The organism is Pseudoalteromonas sp. MIP2626 (genome assembly GCF_013414205.1).
In the GTDB taxonomy this organism is placed as follows: domain Bacteria; phylum Pseudomonadota; class Gammaproteobacteria; order Enterobacterales; family Alteromonadaceae; genus Pseudoalteromonas; species Pseudoalteromonas nigrifaciens.
In genome coordinates, this window is sequence record NZ_JAATTW010000001.1 from 75,763 (window position 1) to 92,262 (window position 16,500).

Genomic DNA, 16,500 nt, shown 5'->3' on the forward strand with positions numbered 1-16,500 from the left:
AATCTTACTTTAAAACCGGTTAACTCAGGTGAATATTTACATATTACTTGCAGACCTGAGCTATTTTCGGTGCGTATTATCGCTTAAAAATTATTTTTTAGCAACAGGCGCCATCATCATAACCATTTGGCGACCTTCAACGCGATTAGGGAAAGACTCAACAACTGCAAGCTCCTCCAAATCGCCTTTGATACGGTTTAATAATTCTATACCAATTTCTTGGTGAGCCATTTCACGACCACGGAAGCGAATCGTAATTTTAGCTTTATCGCCAGCTTCTAAGAACTTACGTAAGTTGCGCAGCTTAACCTGATAATCACCTTCATCCGTACCAGGACGGAATTTGATTTCTTTTATCTGGATTTGCTTTTGCTTCTTCTTCTGCTCTTTTAGTTCTTTGCTTTTTTCAAAGATGAACTTACCGTAGTCCATGATTCTACAAACAGGCGGCTCAGCGTTCGGGCTAATCTCTACAAGATCAACACCCGCTGCATCAGCCATAGTTTGCGCGTCTTTTAATGACTGAATTCCAGCTTGCTCGCCGTCAATGTCAATTAAGCGAACTTCTTGAGCTGTAATTTCTTCGTTAATACGATTTTTTTGGGCTGTTTGTTGCCCTTTCTTGCCGCCTCTAATAGTACGTTCCTCCAAGAATATCAATAATAGTAAGCGTGTAATTGGCTGTTTGTAAATGCCTTACACGCTCGATTTTTTATTGTCGACTTTTTATCTCTTCGCTAATTTTAGCTACAAAGTCATCAACATTAAATTTGCCAAGGTCTTCACCTGTGCGGGTACGTACTGCTACTTCTTGTTGTTCAACTTCTTTATCGCCAACAACAAGTAAGTAAGGAATACGCTTAAGTGTATGCTCTCGGATTTTAAAGCCAATCTTCTCATTTCTCAAGTCAGCAGTGGCTCTAATTCCAAGTTTATTTAATTTTTGTACAACTACTTTAACATAATCGGCTTGTTTATCGGTAATATTCATAATTACCACTTGCTTTGGCGCAAGCCACGTAGGGAATAAACCAGCGTATTCTTCAGTTAAAATACCAATAAAGCGTTCAATAGAACCTAAAATAGCACGATGTATCATAACTGGGGTGCGGCGTTCGTTATTTTCAGCAACATAAGTTGCGCCTAAACGACCCGGTAATGCAAAGTCTAGTTGCACTGTACCACATTGCCACGCTCTGTCTAAACAATCGTACAAAGTAAATTCAATTTTAGGGCCGTAAAATGCGCCTTCACCTGGTAGGTAATCAAATTCAATCTCGTTTAGTTTAAGTGCTTCGGCTAATGCCAGCTCTGCTTTATCCCACATATGGTCTTCACCAATACGTTGCTCTGGACGTGTTGAGAGCTTAACCACGATTTTTTCAAAACCGAATGTCTCATATGTATCATAAACCATCTTAATACACGCTGAAACTTCGTCCATTATCTGCTCTTCGGTACAGAAAATGTGCGCATCATCTTGGGTAAAGCCACGTACACGCATTAAGCCATGTAGTGCACCCGATGGCTCGTTACGATGACAACAACCAAACTCAGCCATACGTAGTGGTAAATCGCGGTACGATTTTAAACCTTGATTAAATATTTGTACGTGACCTGGGCAGTTCATTGGTTTAATCGCGTATTCACGCTTTTCAGACACTGTGGTAAACATAGCATCTGCATATTTTTCCCAGTGACCTGATTTTTCCCATAACGAACGATCCATCATCATTGGACCTTTTACTTCTTCGTAATCATATTCACGTAGCTTTTCACGCACAAAATCTTCAAGCTCACGGTAAATGCTCCAACCATCGTTGTGCCAAAATACCATGCCTGGCGCTTCTTCTTGCCAATGCCATAAATCAAGTGCTTTACCAATACGGCGGTGATCACGCTTTTCAGCTTCTTCAAGGCGTTTTAAATACGCTTTAAGTTGCTTTTTATCGCCCCACGCAGTGCCGTAAATGCGTTGTAGCATTTTGTTTTCTGAATCACCACGCCAATATGCACCCGCTACTTTCATTATTTTGAAGTTTTGGCAAAATTTCATGTTAGGTACGTGAGGGCCACGACACATGTCTACATATTCTTCGTGATGATATAACCCTGGACGGTCATCTTTAGCGATATTTTCATCCAAAATTTCTATTTTGTATGTTTCACCACGCGCTGCAAATACATCGCGTGCTTCTTGCCAGCTTACGGTTTTTTTAACTACATCGTAGTTTGTTTTAGCAAGTTGCAACATACGCTTTTCAATCGCGTCAAGATCATCTTGAGATAACGACTGTTCCATATCAATATCGTAATAAAAGCCGTTATCAATAGTAGGACCAATTGCCATTTTTGCATCTGGGAAAAGCTGTTTAACCGCATGCCCAATTAAGTGTGCACACGAGTGACGAATAATTTCTAAGCCGTCGTCGTCTTTTGCGGTGATGATTTCAAGGCGCGAATCTTCACTTATTAGGTCACATGCATCAACACGCTCGCCATTAACACGGCCAGCAATGGTCGCTTTAGCGAGTCCTGGGCCAATATCGTTGGCAACATCTAGCGTACTTACTGGGTTTTCAAAACTACGTTGACTTCCGTCAGGGAGAGTAATAACTGGCATTATAAATCCTTGCTACAGTGGTGACACCTACAATGTATCACGTGTATTTTTTAAATTAATTAAATGAGAATGACTCGACAACGCTCTTACGAATAAGCATTGACTATTTTTCGCCAAATTTGGCTAATGTAGATGCTGAGTCTGCTCAACTACAAAAAAGATATTGTCGCGTGCAACGCTACTAATTACAAGTTTAAAGCGGCTAAAACACCTGCTATTTTGTTATAAAGGCTAAATTAATAATGTTTCGGCGCAGATTTTATTGCATCAATATAATAAATCTAATCGCCGTTAAATTTACAACTGACTTAAGTGCTTACTCTCGCAATTTAATGGATGTTGCGTATAATACTGGGTAATTAAGTTATATTAGAGAATAGTAATGAGAACATGTGGTGTAGATATTACCGGTAGTGATGTACTACTTTGTATTTTAAGTAAAGATAATGACGTATTTGATATTCGCGACGTGCGCCAAACACGCTTTACCTTAGGTAACGGTAACGACACAGAAGTAATGCGTAAGTTTCAGTTTGATTTTGCCAAGCTAATGCAAGATTACCAAATTGATTCTGTTGCAATACGTCAACGTGCTCCAAAAGGTAAATTTGCTGGTAGTGCTAATGGTTTTAAAATGGAAACCGCGATTCAGCTAATCGAAAACCTTGATGTAAAATTATTTACAACAACCGAAATTAAAGAGCAAGTTAAGCGCAACCCTATCCCCATTGACTTTGAGGATACCGGTCTTAAAAAGTATCAAGAAAATGCTTTTGTAAACGCTTACGTTTATATTATGAAAAAAACTTACCGCAGCGACGAAATGTAACCTCATTTAGTCGTTGCTAAAAGCGCGTACTTACAGTGTAAGGCGCGTTTTTTTTTGCTTTATTTTTGCTTATTTCATTTTCAGCAACAAACCTAAGACATTAGTCTACCCCCCTTCCCTTTGTCGACAATATATGTTTATTTATCATTCAAGCAATTCATATCTACTGATACGGAGAATGACATGAATGTAACAACAAAAGCGGTTAAAGAAATAGAAAAAATAAACCCTATGCCGCTATTGCAGAGTTATTTTAAAGGAATACAAAGTACCCCATTAACCAAACAAACCATAGGTGACTACTTCGATAGCATTGTCGACAATACCCCCGACGCATTAGCCGTGGTTGTGCACCATCAAAACATTCGCTTGAGCTATAAAGAATTTCAGCATCAAGTTAATCAATTAGCAATGGGTTTACTTGCACTGGGTATTAAGCCTGGAGAAAGAGTAGGTATTTGGTCACCAAATAACATTCAATGGTGTTTAACTCAGTTCGCCACCGCTAAAATTGGCGCAATTATGGTCTGTGTAAACCCAGCTTATCGCCCCAGCGAATTGCAGTACGCTTTAAACAGCGTTGAGTGCACCACCTTAATTACTGCTTCCGAATTTAAAGGCAGCAACTATCTGCAAATGCTACAAAGTTTGGCGCCAGAGCTAGCAGAGTGCGAAAAAGGTCAGCTTAATGCCGCTGCTCTTCCCACGCTTAAAAACGTAATTAGAATTGGTGATGAAGCAAGCCCTGGCATGTTTTCATTCGCTGAAGTAACCGCACTTGCAACTCAAGAGCATAAACAGCAGTTAGATTCAGTCGCCGCAACACTTAATTGCAATCAAGATATCAATATTCAATTTACGTCTGGCACCACTGGCAACCCCAAAGGGGCAACGCTTACCCACAAAAACATTTTAAATAATGCGTTATTTGTTGGTGAAGCCATGCACATTACCAATAAAGATAAAATATGCATACCTGTGCCACTTTATCATTGCTTTGGTATGGTACTTGGCAGTTTAGTGTCTATGAGCAAAGGGGCTACAGCAGTTTATCCTGGGGATGCATTTGATCCGAAAACAACTCTCGAAGTAGTACAAAATGAAGGCTGTACAGCACTGCATGGTGTACCGACCATGTTTATTAGTGAGCTTGAATTAAGTAACTTTAATGATTACGACTTAAGTACATTACGCACTGGTGTAATGGCCGGCTCTACCTGCCCCGAGCAAGTAATGCGCAAAGTACAAACTTTAATGAATATGCACGAAGTAGTTATTGCATATGGCCAAACTGAGTGTAGCCCTATTAATAATATTACTGAAACCGACTCATCAATTGAGCGCCAAGTAACCACAGTAGGCCGTGCATTAGCGCATACCGAAGTTAAAATAATTGACGAGCTAGGTAATATTCAACCCGTAGGGCAATCGGGTGAGGTATGTAGTCGTGGTGCAGGTATTATGCGCTGCTACTGGAACGATGAAGAAAAAACCAAAGCGACTATAGATCAAGATGGTTGGCTGCATTCTGGCGACTTAGGGGTAATGGACAGTGAGGGCTTTGTTAGTATTGTTGGCCGCATTAAAGACATGATAATTCGCGGCGGAGAAAATATTTATCCCCGCGAAATAGAAGAAGTGCTTTATACCTACCCAGGTGTTCAAGATGCCGCTATATTTGGTATTAGCGACGAAAAATACGGTGAAGAAGTATGCGCCTGGATCCAACCAAAAGAAGATGCGGTTTTAGATGAAGAGCAAATACGGTTATTTTTAAAAGACAAATTGGCTTACTTTAAAGTGCCTCGCCATATTCGTTTTGTTGAAAATTACCCTATGACGGTAACCGGTAAACTGCAAAAGTTTAAAATGCGCGAACAAATGCAAGAAGAGTTAGCAGAAAAAGCATTTTCATAATTATCAACTTTAACAAAGCGCAGCCTAAAACAGGCTGCGCTATTATTATAGCAAACGTGCACTAACTAACCTGAGATCCGGATAATAAACTTATCTCAAGCAGCTGTTTTCAGCGCTAACTGCGTTGAATTTACTTGCAATAGGCCAGCTATTGACGCGTAAATTCGCCTTGTTTTCACTGAAAACCTCTGGCTAGAGAAAATAAAATTAAATATAACGATGATTCAATATGTTAGTAAATCTCTTAACCAGAGTTCAGGTTAACTATAAATCAAGCATACGCTTTTTTAGCCTTTCTAAGTCAATCGCATTGGAGCGTACTGTGAGCTTAATATGGCTATATTCATATTCTTCTTTAATGACACTCATGGTCGAGCGAATTTCACCCACTATACCTTTGGCGGTGTAAGGAATAATAACCTCTTCTTCAATCATGTCGCTTTGTGCAGTATCAACAATGTACTTATGTAGTTTAGCTATATCAGCAGGGTTACGTGTTGATGTCATCATAGCATCAGGAAATTCAGCCATTAATGCTTGTTGTTGCTCATCGCTAAGTTGGTCTGATTTGTTCAGTACTAATAACTTTTTACTGCCTTGAACACCCACTTCTGCCAATACATTATGCACTACATCTAGTTGTGAGCGAAAAGACGCATCCGAGGCATCAACTACATATAACAATAACGACGCATCATGTGCCTCGGCTAAAGTTGAATGAAATGAAGCAACTAAGTCATGCGGTAATTTTTTAATAAAACCAACTGTATCAGATACCAATATGCGTGGTTGCGTTATTGGATACAAAGCACGAACTGTGGTATCCAGCGTAGCAAAAAGCTTGTTTTCGCCCTCTACGTCACTGCCCGTAATTGCGCGCATCATCGACGATTTACCCGCATTGGTATAACCAATCAAAGCAACCGAAAATAGCTCTGAGCGCTGTTCTCGTCTGTCCATCATTACATCTTGAACATTTACCAGTTCACGCTTTAACTCGGCTAATTGGTCGCGTACTTTACGACGGTTAAGTTCAAGCGTTGTCTCACCTGCACCCTTACCCATTTGGCGTTCTTTATCGCCGGTAGTTGTTTCACGCAGACGCGGCGCTACATAGTTAAGGCGAGCAATTTCAACTTGTAATTTTGCTGTTTTAGTGCGCGCATGGCGGCTAAATATTTCAATAATTATGCCGGTGCGGTCAAATACTTCCACACCTAACTGGTTCTCAACATTACGTAGTTGAGAAGGCGTTAAATCGCAGTCAAAAACGACAACATCGGCACAAGCAAAATCTAAACCGTCTGATGGAATTTCTGATGGCATGTCGGATAATGGATCGTCATCAAGAAAATTTTCATCCTCATCTGCAGCAGAACCTTTATTTCCAGTAAGGCGCGCTATTTCAGCCAGTTTGCCTGAGCCAAGTACATTTACTTTTTGGGTAGAACTTTGCTTTTGTGATTGTGTGCCAACTACTTTAAAGCCAAGAGTGGTAACTAGGCGTGCCAACTCTGCAAGCGACTCAGTTGCTTCATCGCCTTTAAAGTGAGGTGTACTAATAGAAATAAGTAATGCGTTAGGAAGTGATGCTTTTGCAGTTAGTTGCATAGTTTTTTATGTTAATGCACCGCGAAGTGCAAACCTATTTTCATTCGAAAGTAGCCTGATCCTACGCTGTTATAGCTTGGCTTTATAGCGTTATAACTAACTTAAGCGGTTATTTAAATAAAACACCCCATAAATAGCTAAATTTATGGGGTGTTTTTAAGTACAGGCTCTCACAGCAATAAGCTGCAATTGCTTTAAACTATTTTAGTTAAACTACGCCTTGCTCTATCATTGCATCGGCAACACGGCGAAAACCAGCAATATTAGCGCCAAGTAACAGGTTAGTAGGTTGGCCAAATTCTGCCGCTGTTTCGTTAGCAATATTAAAAATGTTTTTCATTATGTGCTGTAATTTTGCATCCACTTCTTCAAAAGTCCAACTTTGCATACTGGCATTTTGCGCCATTTCTAATTGGCTGGTTGCAACGCCGCCCGCATTAGCAGCTTTACCTGGGCCGTAAGCTATTTTGGCTTTAATAAAGCAGTCAATCGCGTCTTTGGTCGAAGGCATGTTTGCACCTTCACTCACCAAAATACAGCCATTGCTTAGTAGCGCTTTTGCATCGCCTTGAGTTAACTCATTTTGAGTGGCACACGGGAACGCAGCATCGGCTTTAAAACGCCACACTGCATGCCCATCTTCTGGGTAATCTGCGCGAGCAATATAAGTAGCTTCTGGGTAGCTTTCTTTATATTTGCTTAAACAGCCACGTTGCTGCTCTTTTAACTCTTTAATAAGCGTTAAGTCTATACCCGCGTCATGAAATAACGTACCGCGAGAGTCACTACAGGTAATTGGTTTTGCATTTAATTGATACAGCTTTTCCATCGCATAAATAGCAACATTACCCGAGCCCGAAATTAAACAACGTTTTCCAGCTAGGCTATCATCGCGGTTTTGTAGCATGTAGTTTGCAAAATACACTGCGCCGTAGCCAGTTGCTTCTTTACGAACTAACGAGCCACCCCACATTAGGCTTTTACCGGTTAACACACCATCGTAACGCCCTGTTAAACGCTTGTACTGGCCAAACAAATAACCAATTTCGCGTGCGCCAACACCAATATCCCCTGCAGGTACGTCGGTAGTTGGGCCAATGTGGCGGTATAACTCGTTCATAAATGATTGGCAAAAACGCATTATTTCACCGTCTGAGCGCCCTTTTGGATCAAAGTTAGCACCGCCTTTACCACCACCAATAGGTAGGCCGGTTAATGAGTTTTTAAACACTTGCTCAAAACCCAAAAACTTAATAATACTGGCATTAACACTCGGGTGAAAACGTAAGCCCCCCTTATATGGGCCCAAGGTAGAGCTAAATTCAATGCGATAGCCTTTATTTACTTGAATATTACCTTCGTCGTCAACCCAAGGTACACGAAACATTAGTTGACGCTCTGGCTCTACCATTCTTTCTATAATGGCTTCTTTTTGATAATTTGTAGTTTTTGCAAAAAGAGGTTCTAAAGATTCTAGTACTTCTTCAACAGCTTGATAAAACTCACTTTGCGCGGGGCTAGTTTGCTTTAATTGAGCTATCGTACTATGTATATAATTCATAATTATTCTTCCGTGTAAGCTATTTTTAAAATTTGAGAATTCGGGTAAGTATGATTGAGTTTGTTTTTTGAATATAAATCTATTTTAAAATCATAATTTTCATACACCTTACCATTAGAAAGAGTGGTGTTGCACGTCATTCAAGTTGAATTATTTTACTGTTGTGTAAAAATAAAACAGCGACTAGCCAAATTTTTATTCACTTTAACAATATAAAAATACAGTGCGCAGTTGCTAAAACTAAACAAACAGCTAACAAAGGAGGTAATTACTTGATATTTAAATGATCTCATTCAATTGCTAGTTTATTAAGCGGTATTGAACAATTTTAAAGTGGGCGTGTAACAAGTTGAAATATATTTAACTTAAAAACAACAAAACGCTAAAACAAGGGCTGTTTTAGCGTTTTGAAAGAGTAATGGCTTTACCTTGCTTACTCAGCAGTGCTTTGTGGACGAACCTGCTGTTGTACACCCGTTAAAAATAAACGAAGTACCTGGTTGTTACATACGCGGTAGTGCTTGTTATCTACTTTACGAGAAAACGCGCTTAGCTCATGCTTACTCAAATTAAAGTCAACGAGTGCCAGCGTCGCAATCACATCTTCCGCTTTCATATTTAAAGCAATACGCAGCTTCATAAAAATAATATTGTTATTTAACTTGCTCTCAGGAGCAGGTTGATCGCCTTCGCGCTTACCACGTTGCGTATTAATAAAACCATTTAAAAAAGTTGCAAACTCTGTATCACTTATTTCAGTGTAAGCCTCTTCGCCTTCTTTAGTTAACCAAGCAATTACTTGCTCTGTAGTAACCGTATGCTCAGCTGCAGCAAAAACATTTACCATAGCGGTGTCGGTTAAATTAAAAGTGTAGCGAATGCGGCGTAAAATATCGTTATTTGTCAAAGTAAATCCCAGAGTAGTAAATGCTAACCCAATGGTTAGTTATTGTTAGCTTGTAAATAAGCGCCCTAGTTTAACAGACTTGCCAATACTGCCCTATTAGTTTTTATTTAGCAGCGCACACGCTACCAATGCCGCTAATTACCCAGCACTTTTGCAGGGTCAACTCTTGTTGCTTGCCACGCCGGATAAATAGTAGCTAACGCCGCTAAAATAAAAGTAACAACAACTGTTACCACAATATCTTGCCACACTAACTTACTGGGTAAAAACTCTATAAAATAAACTCCTTGAAGTGGATTTGCGCCAAAGAGTTGGCTGAGCCAAGTAAATAATTCGCTAATATTTATTGCCAGTACCACACCAATTAAGCTGCCTAATACCACACCTACAAAAGCTTGCGTTAACCCCTGCATTACAAAGGTAGCTAAAATGGTACTGTCTTTTGCGCCCATCGTTTTTAAAATAGCAATATTGCCTTGTTTTTCGCGTACTTCCATTACCAATGAGGACACAATATTAAAACTTGCCACAGCTATAATTAAAAACACCACAATATAAACTATGGTACGCACCATTTGTATATCTTGGTATAAGCTGCCTTGCGTTCTAAACCAACTAGAAATGTATACATAGTCGTCTATGGTTTGCCCTACCCGTAGCGCAATTTGATGCGCGGTAAATACGTCATCAACGCTTAGGCGAAGCCCGGTTACTTGGCTTTCATCGTAACCTAATGTTTGCTGCGCTTTATTAAGGTGGATAAATGCAGCTGTGCTGTCTATTGGCCCCCCCATTTCAACAATACCTGCAAGTAACAGCGTTACTCGCTTAGGGGCTAATAATGACTGCCCTTGCTGAGCTATTTGAGGAATAAGTAAGGTAATACTATCGCCCACGCTGGCATTGAGCTGGTTAACTATTTGCTTGCCTAAAATAACTTCATCAATGCCAAGCTGGCTCACCAATTTGCCTTTGGTAAATTGATTAATAGCCGACACGCTCCCCTCTAATGAAGGCTCAACCCCGCGTATTTCTACTGCTTTTAATTGGCTTTTAAATTGCGCCATGCCGTTAACTGCAATAAATGGCGCGGCGCCGGTTACATGATCTTGCTGCTGAAGCTGCTCAACTTTTTGTGGCCAATTAGCAATTGGCCTATTAGGCGCTACATATTCAACCTGCGGCACTACGCTTAATAAGCGATGCACTAATTGCTGCTCAAAGCCATTAATTACCGACAGCGCAACTATTAAAACCGCAACGCCCAATAAAATACCCACAGTAGATGCTTTAGCTATAAAGCTTACAAAGCCATTTTTTTCATCTTTATGACCAGAATACGCTCTAAAGCGTTTACTTATAAACGCACTAAGCAACATGTTGCGACTCTTTAATAGTAAGTTTTCCATCATCTAAATAGGCTATTTTACCGAGTTTGTCGGCCAGCTCTAAGTCGTGTGTTACCACCACAAAGCTGGTATTTAAACTTTTATTAAGCTCATTTATTAAGTCGTATATTTTAATCGCGTTTTGTTTATCTAAATTACCGGTTGGCTCATCGGCAAGCACTAATGCCGGTTTAGTAACGAGCGCGCGCGCAATTGCCACTCGTTGGCGCTCACCACCAGACAGTGCCGACGGCTTATGAGAGCTACGATGTGCTAGGCCCACTTTTTCAAGCATTTCTAATGCAGCTACTTTCGCAGCTTTAGCACTTAGTCCTTTAATTAAAAGCGGCATAGCTACATTTTCTACCGCGCTAAATTCCATCAGTAAATGATGAAATTGATAAATAAAGCCTAAGTTTTTATTTCTAAATGCCGCTTGCTCTGTACGGGAGAGCTTAGCCACTTCTTGATTTTTAATTTTAGCACTGCCAGATGTTGCAGTATCGAGCGTACCGAGTATATGCAATAAGGTACTTTTACCCGAACCAGAGCTGCCCACAATAGCCAGCATTTCACCTTGTTGCAGGGCTAAATCAACCCCTTTTAATACTGCAACTTGGTTACTACCATCTTGATAAACTTTATTTAAATTTTCACAACTAATAACTAAATCATTCATAACGCAATACCTCGGCTGGTTTTACTTTTGCGGCTTTGCGCGCAGGGTAAACAGTGGCTAAAAAGCTCATAGCAATACTCGAACAAGCGATAACAATTAGGCTTGGCACATCAAATTTTACCGGCAACTCTATACCTGCCATCAAATTTAACCCTACTAATGCTAATAACTCATTAATATATAAACTAAGTAATACACCTAAAAATGCCCCTACTGCGGTGCCTATCACGCCATTATAAAGTCCTTGCACCATAAACACTTTTTGTACTTGAGATGGTGTTAAACCCAAGGTTTGTAAAATAGCGACTTCGCCTTGTTTTTCACTTACCATCATCGTTAGCGCAGAGACAATATTAAATACCGCAACCAGTACAATAAGCCCTAATAACATCGACATAATCCGTTTTTCCATTGCTACAGCAGCAAATAATGTGCCTTGGCTGCTACGCCAATCTGTATAGGTATGATCTTTTAATATTAGTTTGCTGGCCTGTATAAATTCATCCAATGCAAAGGGTTCATACAAAGAAATACTTAAATTAGGTGCAGTGTTTTGATCCAACTTTAATACGCGTTGCAACGACGCACCACTGGTAAAAGCCAGCCCCATGTCAATTTCAGAGCCGGTTTCGTAAATGGCTGCTATTTTAAACAAGCGTTGGCTAGGCATACGCCCAAGCGGTGTATAGGTAGAAGCATTTGGCATAATAACCCGCAGCTTATCTCCCAAACCAACACCTAATTTACGGCTCAGGTAGCGACTAATGGCAATGCTATAGTTTTTATTAAGTACTGTTTGCCAATTTCCTTGTACTATTTTATCGGTAATTTTATAGAGCGAGCCGTCATCGCCATATAAGCCTTGCAGCAACACACCGTGTAAATCTTTATTGGTTTGTAATATAGCTTCACCATGCTGATAAAGGCTTACAGTACTTACATAAGGAGATTGTTCAAGATCTGCTTTTAAACTACTCATTTGCGCTGCAGTACGCTTATTAGCTTGCACTTCAACATGCGGAATAAGCCCAAGCATATTGGTTTTTAAGCTGCTTTCAAAGCCATTCATTACTGAACTGACAGTAAATAATGCCATTAAGCCAATCGCAATACCGGCAATAGAAAAAAACGAGATAAATGAAATAAACGCATTCCCTTTTGAGGAGCGACTATATCTAAGCCCAATAAACAAACTAACCGGTTGAAACATATTGTTTTTAAACACTTATCCTAAAAATAGTAACTTATAATAACACGAATAATCCGTACTTGGGTATGCCACTAAATGTAATAAATATTTAAAAATCTGATACTTGGCTAGAATAAAAATTAAATGATTAACCCGCTATTAAGCTTTTAGTCCTGCGACTAAATAATCAAGTAGCACCCTTACATTAGTTGCCACAAACTGTCGAGGCGGATACACACCCCATACCCCTTCTTGCAGCGGCTGATAGGATGTTAAAATAGGCACTAACTGCCCTGTTTTTAACTCGTTTTCAATGTAGTAATTAGGGAGCTGAATAATCCCTAAACCTTTTTTAGCGCCATCTACCAACGCCCAGCCACTATTACATTGCAGTCGCCCAGCTATTTTAATATGCTTTTCGCGCCCTCCTTCGTTTACCCGCCAATAACGACTATTCCCCACTAAACATTGATGATTTATTAGCTCACCTAATGTGTGTGGCTCGCCAAATCGGGTTAAATAATCAGGGGCACAACACATAATAAAACGCCGTGCACTTAAGCGCCGTGCTTTTAAGCTCGAGTCTTTTAAATGCCCCAGTCTAATAGCCAGATCAAAACCACCTTCTAATAAGTTTTCTTGCTCATTACTGAGCGTAGCAACGACTTCTACATCGGGGTGGTCGTGCATAAAATTATGCACTATTGGCATAATAAAGCTCTCGCCATACATTACCGGGGCTGTTAGATTAATTTTACCTTTTGGCGTACTTTGCTGTTGCGCTAAACTTTGCGTGGCATCATCCATTGCATGTTGTAAATGCTTTATTTGGTGTAAAAACACCTCACCTTCTTTGGTCAAAACCACTTTACGCGTTGTGCGCGTTAGCAACTGTGTATTTAAGCGTTGTTCAAGCGCACTAACATGGCGGCTAATATGCGCAACCGACAGCCCAATTGCTTTGCCTGCAGCGGTAAAACTACCTTCTTCACCTACCGCAATAAATTCGTCTATTCCATCCCATCGTGCCATTGTTACAGTTCTGAAAAAGTGTTTTAATAAAATTGAGATTATCATTATTTGAGAAACAAATACAATAGCTACATCACCCAAGAAAATTGGGGCTACAATTATTATCTACCCACTACAAAGGATAAGCACATGTCAGAATTTATTAAATCAAAAGCAGCTATTGCTTGGGGTCCTAATCAACCACTTAGTGTTGAAGAAGTTGATGTGATGATGCCTAAAAAAGGCGAAGTAATGGTAAAAATTACCGCTACTGGTGTATGTCATACCGATGCATTTACATTATCGGGTGAAGATCCTGAAGGTATATTCCCTGCAATTTTAGGCCACGAAGGCGCTGGTGTTGTATATGCAATCGGAGAAGGCGTAACCAGCGTAGAAATTGGCGATCATGTTATTCCTTTATACACCGCAGAATGTGGTGAATGTAAAATGTGTACCTCGGGCAAAACTAACCTGTGTTCTGCTGTGCGCGAAACCCAAGGTAAAGGCTTAATGCCAGACGGTACAACACGTTTTTATAAAGACGGTCAGCCAATTTACCACTACATGGGTTGCTCAACTTTCTCTGAGTACACAGTACTGCCAGAAATCTCTTTAGCTAAAGTAAACAAAGAAGCGTCTTTAGAAGAAATATGCTTACTAGGCTGTGGCGTAACAACAGGTATGGGCGCAGTAACAAACACAGCTAAAGTAAAAGCGGGCGACACTGTAGCTATTTTCGGTTTAGGTGGCATAGGTTTATCAGCTATTATTGGCGCAAAAATGGCCGGTGCGAGTCGTATTATCGGTATCGATATAAACAACTCTAAATACGAGTTAGCAACCAAGCTTGGCGCAACCGATTTAATTAATCCAAAAGACTTCGACAAGCCAATTCAAGACGTAATTGTTGAAATGACCGATGGCGGCGTTGACTACTCGTTTGAATGTATTGGTAATGTTGATGTTATGCGCTCAGCACTTGAGTGTTGTCATAAAGGTTGGGGTGAGTCGGTAATTATTGGTGTAGCAGGCGCTGGCCAAGAAATTGCTACTCGTCCATTCCAATTAGTTACTGGGCGTGTATGGCGTGGTAGCGCATTTGGTGGTGTTAAAGGCCGCTCACAACTACCTGAAATTGTAGAACGTTACATGGCTGGCGAGTTTGCACTAAATGACTTTATTACCCACACAATGGGCCTTGAAGACATTAATGATGCATTTGATTTAATGCACGAAGGCAAAAGCATTCGTACCGTTATTCATTACTAAGCAATAAACCAATCGCTTGTATTCACGGTGTGGATATAAGCGGCTTTTGAGGATTATCATGTTAGAAAATATCTCAAGTGTAAAAGTATCCGGTGGCTGGCATAAACAATATACGCACAGCGCTGTAAGCACTCATTGTACTATGCGTTTTGCCGTTTTTTTGCCGCCCGGCGCTAGTGAAAGTAATAAAGTACCGGTACTTTATTGGCTTTCAGGTTTAACCTGCACCGACGAAAACTTTATGCAAAAAGCAGGCGCATTCAAAAAAGCAGCTGAGCTAGGTATTGCTATTGTGGCACCCGACACTAGCCCTCGTGGGGATAATGTTCCTAACGAAGACAGCTACGATTTTGCTCAAGGCGCTGGGTTTTATGTTAACGCGACACAAGCCCCTTACAACACTCATTTTAATATGTACGACTACGTAGTGAATGAATTACCCGCGCTTATAGAGCAGCACTTTCCAGTGACTAGCACAAAAGCAATTAGTGGTCATTCAATGGGCGGCCACGGTGCGTTGATGATCGCCCTAAAAAACCCACAGGATTATGTTAGTGCCTCGGCGTTTAGCCCTATAGTAAACCCTATTAATTGCCCATGGGGCGTTAAAGCGTTTACGGGTTATTTAGGAGCCGATAAAACAACATGGGCGCAATACGACAGCTGCAAATTAATGGCTAAAGCTGAGCAAAGTAACTACTTGCCAATGTTAGTGAGCCAAGGCGATGCCGATAACTTTTTAGACGAGCAATTAAAACCACAAAATTTAGTGGCTGTTGCAAAACAAAAAGACTACCCACTGACCCTAGAAATGCAAACCGGGTACGATCATAGTTACTTTTTTATCAGTAGCTTTATTGATCAGCACTTGGTATTTCATCATCAGTATTTGTCTGCATAACAATATTATTGTTTGTAGTAATAATGTGTAGAGAACCCTCTACACATTATTTTAAACTATTAAAAAACGTCCTTACTTGCATCAGTATTCACTCGCCTTTTATTACCCTGCTTGCTGTGGCTCTACCCATAAGCTTATTTAGAGCATGCTGACCTTGTAAAATAAAATCAAATTTTAAATTTTAAATTTTAACGGTGTTAAACAAAGCACATTACTCATGCACTTCCTTTTTTATAAACTCCTTAACAAAACCAATTAATTGCAGTAAATATATAATCAAAAAAGGGAATGCACCTACAATCGCAACGCTGTGATTTAAAGGCTCGTTATTTTGAACTAATAATACGCAAGCATACACTCCCAACGCAAACGACCAGGCGTATAAACTCCAAGTATATGTTTTATTTGCGCCGCTTAATTGGCGTATAACCAAAACGGCAGAATCATCAGAGGTTGCTAACGCGCAGTAATAACGCGTTTTTTTTCAAGTTTAGTGGCTGTATTTATTGTTTTTTTAAAAGGCAAGTGATGTACATAATTACCTTTAATATAAGTAAATGAATATGGATATTCAAAAGCGATATCAAACTAACTCTTAGTAAAATAGTAAAA

Annotated in this window: 13 protein-coding genes and 1 pseudogene; 4 read left to right on the forward strand and 10 right to left on the reverse strand. The window is 40.0% G+C overall.

Annotated features, from left to right (window positions below; all coding sequences use genetic code 11):
• Positions 1-90: 90 nt before the first annotated feature.
• Both infC and thrS read right to left on the reverse strand, forming a co-directional pair.
• Positions 91-651, reverse strand: a complete 561-nt coding sequence (gene infC / locus HC000_RS00335; protein WP_080516827.1) for a translation initiation factor IF-3 — start codon at positions 649-651, stop codon at positions 91-93.
• Positions 652-712: 61 nt separating this feature from the next.
• Entirely contained in the window at positions 713-2,623 is a 1,911-nt protein-coding gene (thrS, locus tag HC000_RS00340) for a threonine--tRNA ligase (protein ID WP_179806594.1), read from the reverse strand.
• A 382-nt stretch (positions 2,624-3,005) separates the two neighbouring features.
• Between thrS and HC000_RS00345 the strand changes: the two genes are divergently transcribed.
• Positions 3,006-3,452: a DUF3010 family protein gene (locus HC000_RS00345; protein WP_011328076.1), complete on the forward strand. Its 447-nt coding sequence runs from the start codon at positions 3,006-3,008 to the stop codon at positions 3,450-3,452.
• A gap of 183 nt (positions 3,453-3,635) precedes the next feature.
• Positions 3,636-5,369: an AMP-binding protein gene (locus HC000_RS00350; RefSeq protein ID WP_179806595.1), complete on the forward strand. Its 1,734-nt coding sequence runs from the start codon at positions 3,636-3,638 to the stop codon at positions 5,367-5,369.
• 264 nt (positions 5,370-5,633) lie between these two features.
• Here HC000_RS00350 and hflX read toward each other — a convergent pair whose 3' ends face one another.
• From hflX to HC000_RS00385, 7 genes are all read right to left on the reverse strand, one after another.
• The gene (gene hflX / locus HC000_RS00355) at positions 5,634-6,980 is read right to left on the reverse strand and encodes a GTPase HflX (RefSeq protein ID WP_179806596.1); all 1,347 of its coding nucleotides are present in this window, start codon (positions 6,978-6,980) and stop codon (positions 5,634-5,636) included.
• Between the two features lie 208 nt (positions 6,981-7,188).
• Positions 7,189-8,541 carry an NADP-specific glutamate dehydrogenase gene (gene gdhA, locus HC000_RS00360; protein ID WP_011328073.1) on the reverse strand — a complete coding sequence of 451 codons (1,353 nt, stop codon included), beginning with the start codon at positions 8,539-8,541 and terminating at the stop codon, positions 7,189-7,191.
• A 433-nt stretch (positions 8,542-8,974) separates the two neighbouring features.
• Positions 8,975-9,448, reverse strand: coding sequence for a DUF1456 family protein (locus tag HC000_RS00365; RefSeq protein ID WP_011328072.1), 474 nt, complete (start codon positions 9,446-9,448; stop codon positions 8,975-8,977).
• A gap of 134 nt (positions 9,449-9,582) precedes the next feature.
• A complete protein-coding gene (locus tag HC000_RS00370) occupies positions 9,583-10,827 on the reverse strand; it encodes a lipoprotein-releasing ABC transporter permease subunit (RefSeq protein ID WP_179806597.1) in 1,245 nt (414 codons plus the stop codon).
• Positions 10,817-11,515, reverse strand: a complete 699-nt coding sequence (gene lolD / locus HC000_RS00375) for a lipoprotein-releasing ABC transporter ATP-binding protein LolD (protein WP_011328070.1) — start codon at positions 11,513-11,515, stop codon at positions 10,817-10,819. The genes HC000_RS00370 and lolD overlap by 11 nt, the downstream gene beginning before the upstream one ends.
• The gene (locus tag HC000_RS00380) at positions 11,508-12,725 is read right to left on the reverse strand and encodes a lipoprotein-releasing ABC transporter permease subunit (protein WP_041454692.1); all 1,218 of its coding nucleotides are present in this window, start codon (positions 12,723-12,725) and stop codon (positions 11,508-11,510) included. The genes lolD and HC000_RS00380 overlap by 8 nt, the downstream gene beginning before the upstream one ends.
• A gap of 138 nt (positions 12,726-12,863) precedes the next feature.
• A complete protein-coding gene (locus HC000_RS00385) occupies positions 12,864-13,736 on the reverse strand; it encodes a LysR family transcriptional regulator (protein WP_086996014.1) in 873 nt (290 codons plus the stop codon).
• A gap of 129 nt (positions 13,737-13,865) precedes the next feature.
• On the opposite strand from HC000_RS00385, the gene HC000_RS00390 reads away from it, so the two are divergent.
• Positions 13,866-14,987: an S-(hydroxymethyl)glutathione dehydrogenase/class III alcohol dehydrogenase gene (locus HC000_RS00390; protein ID WP_011328067.1), complete on the forward strand. Its 1,122-nt coding sequence runs from the start codon at positions 13,866-13,868 to the stop codon at positions 14,985-14,987.
• A gap of 58 nt (positions 14,988-15,045) precedes the next feature.
• Positions 15,046-15,888 carry an S-formylglutathione hydrolase gene (gene fghA, locus HC000_RS00395; RefSeq protein WP_011328066.1) on the forward strand — a complete coding sequence of 281 codons (843 nt, stop codon included), beginning with the start codon at positions 15,046-15,048 and terminating at the stop codon, positions 15,886-15,888.
• A gap of 211 nt (positions 15,889-16,099) precedes the next feature.
• Here fghA and HC000_RS00400 read toward each other — a convergent pair.
• Positions 16,100-16,339: pseudogene (locus HC000_RS00400) on the reverse strand (BCCT family transporter); the annotation flags it as partial.
• Positions 16,340-16,500 lie beyond the last annotated feature (161 nt).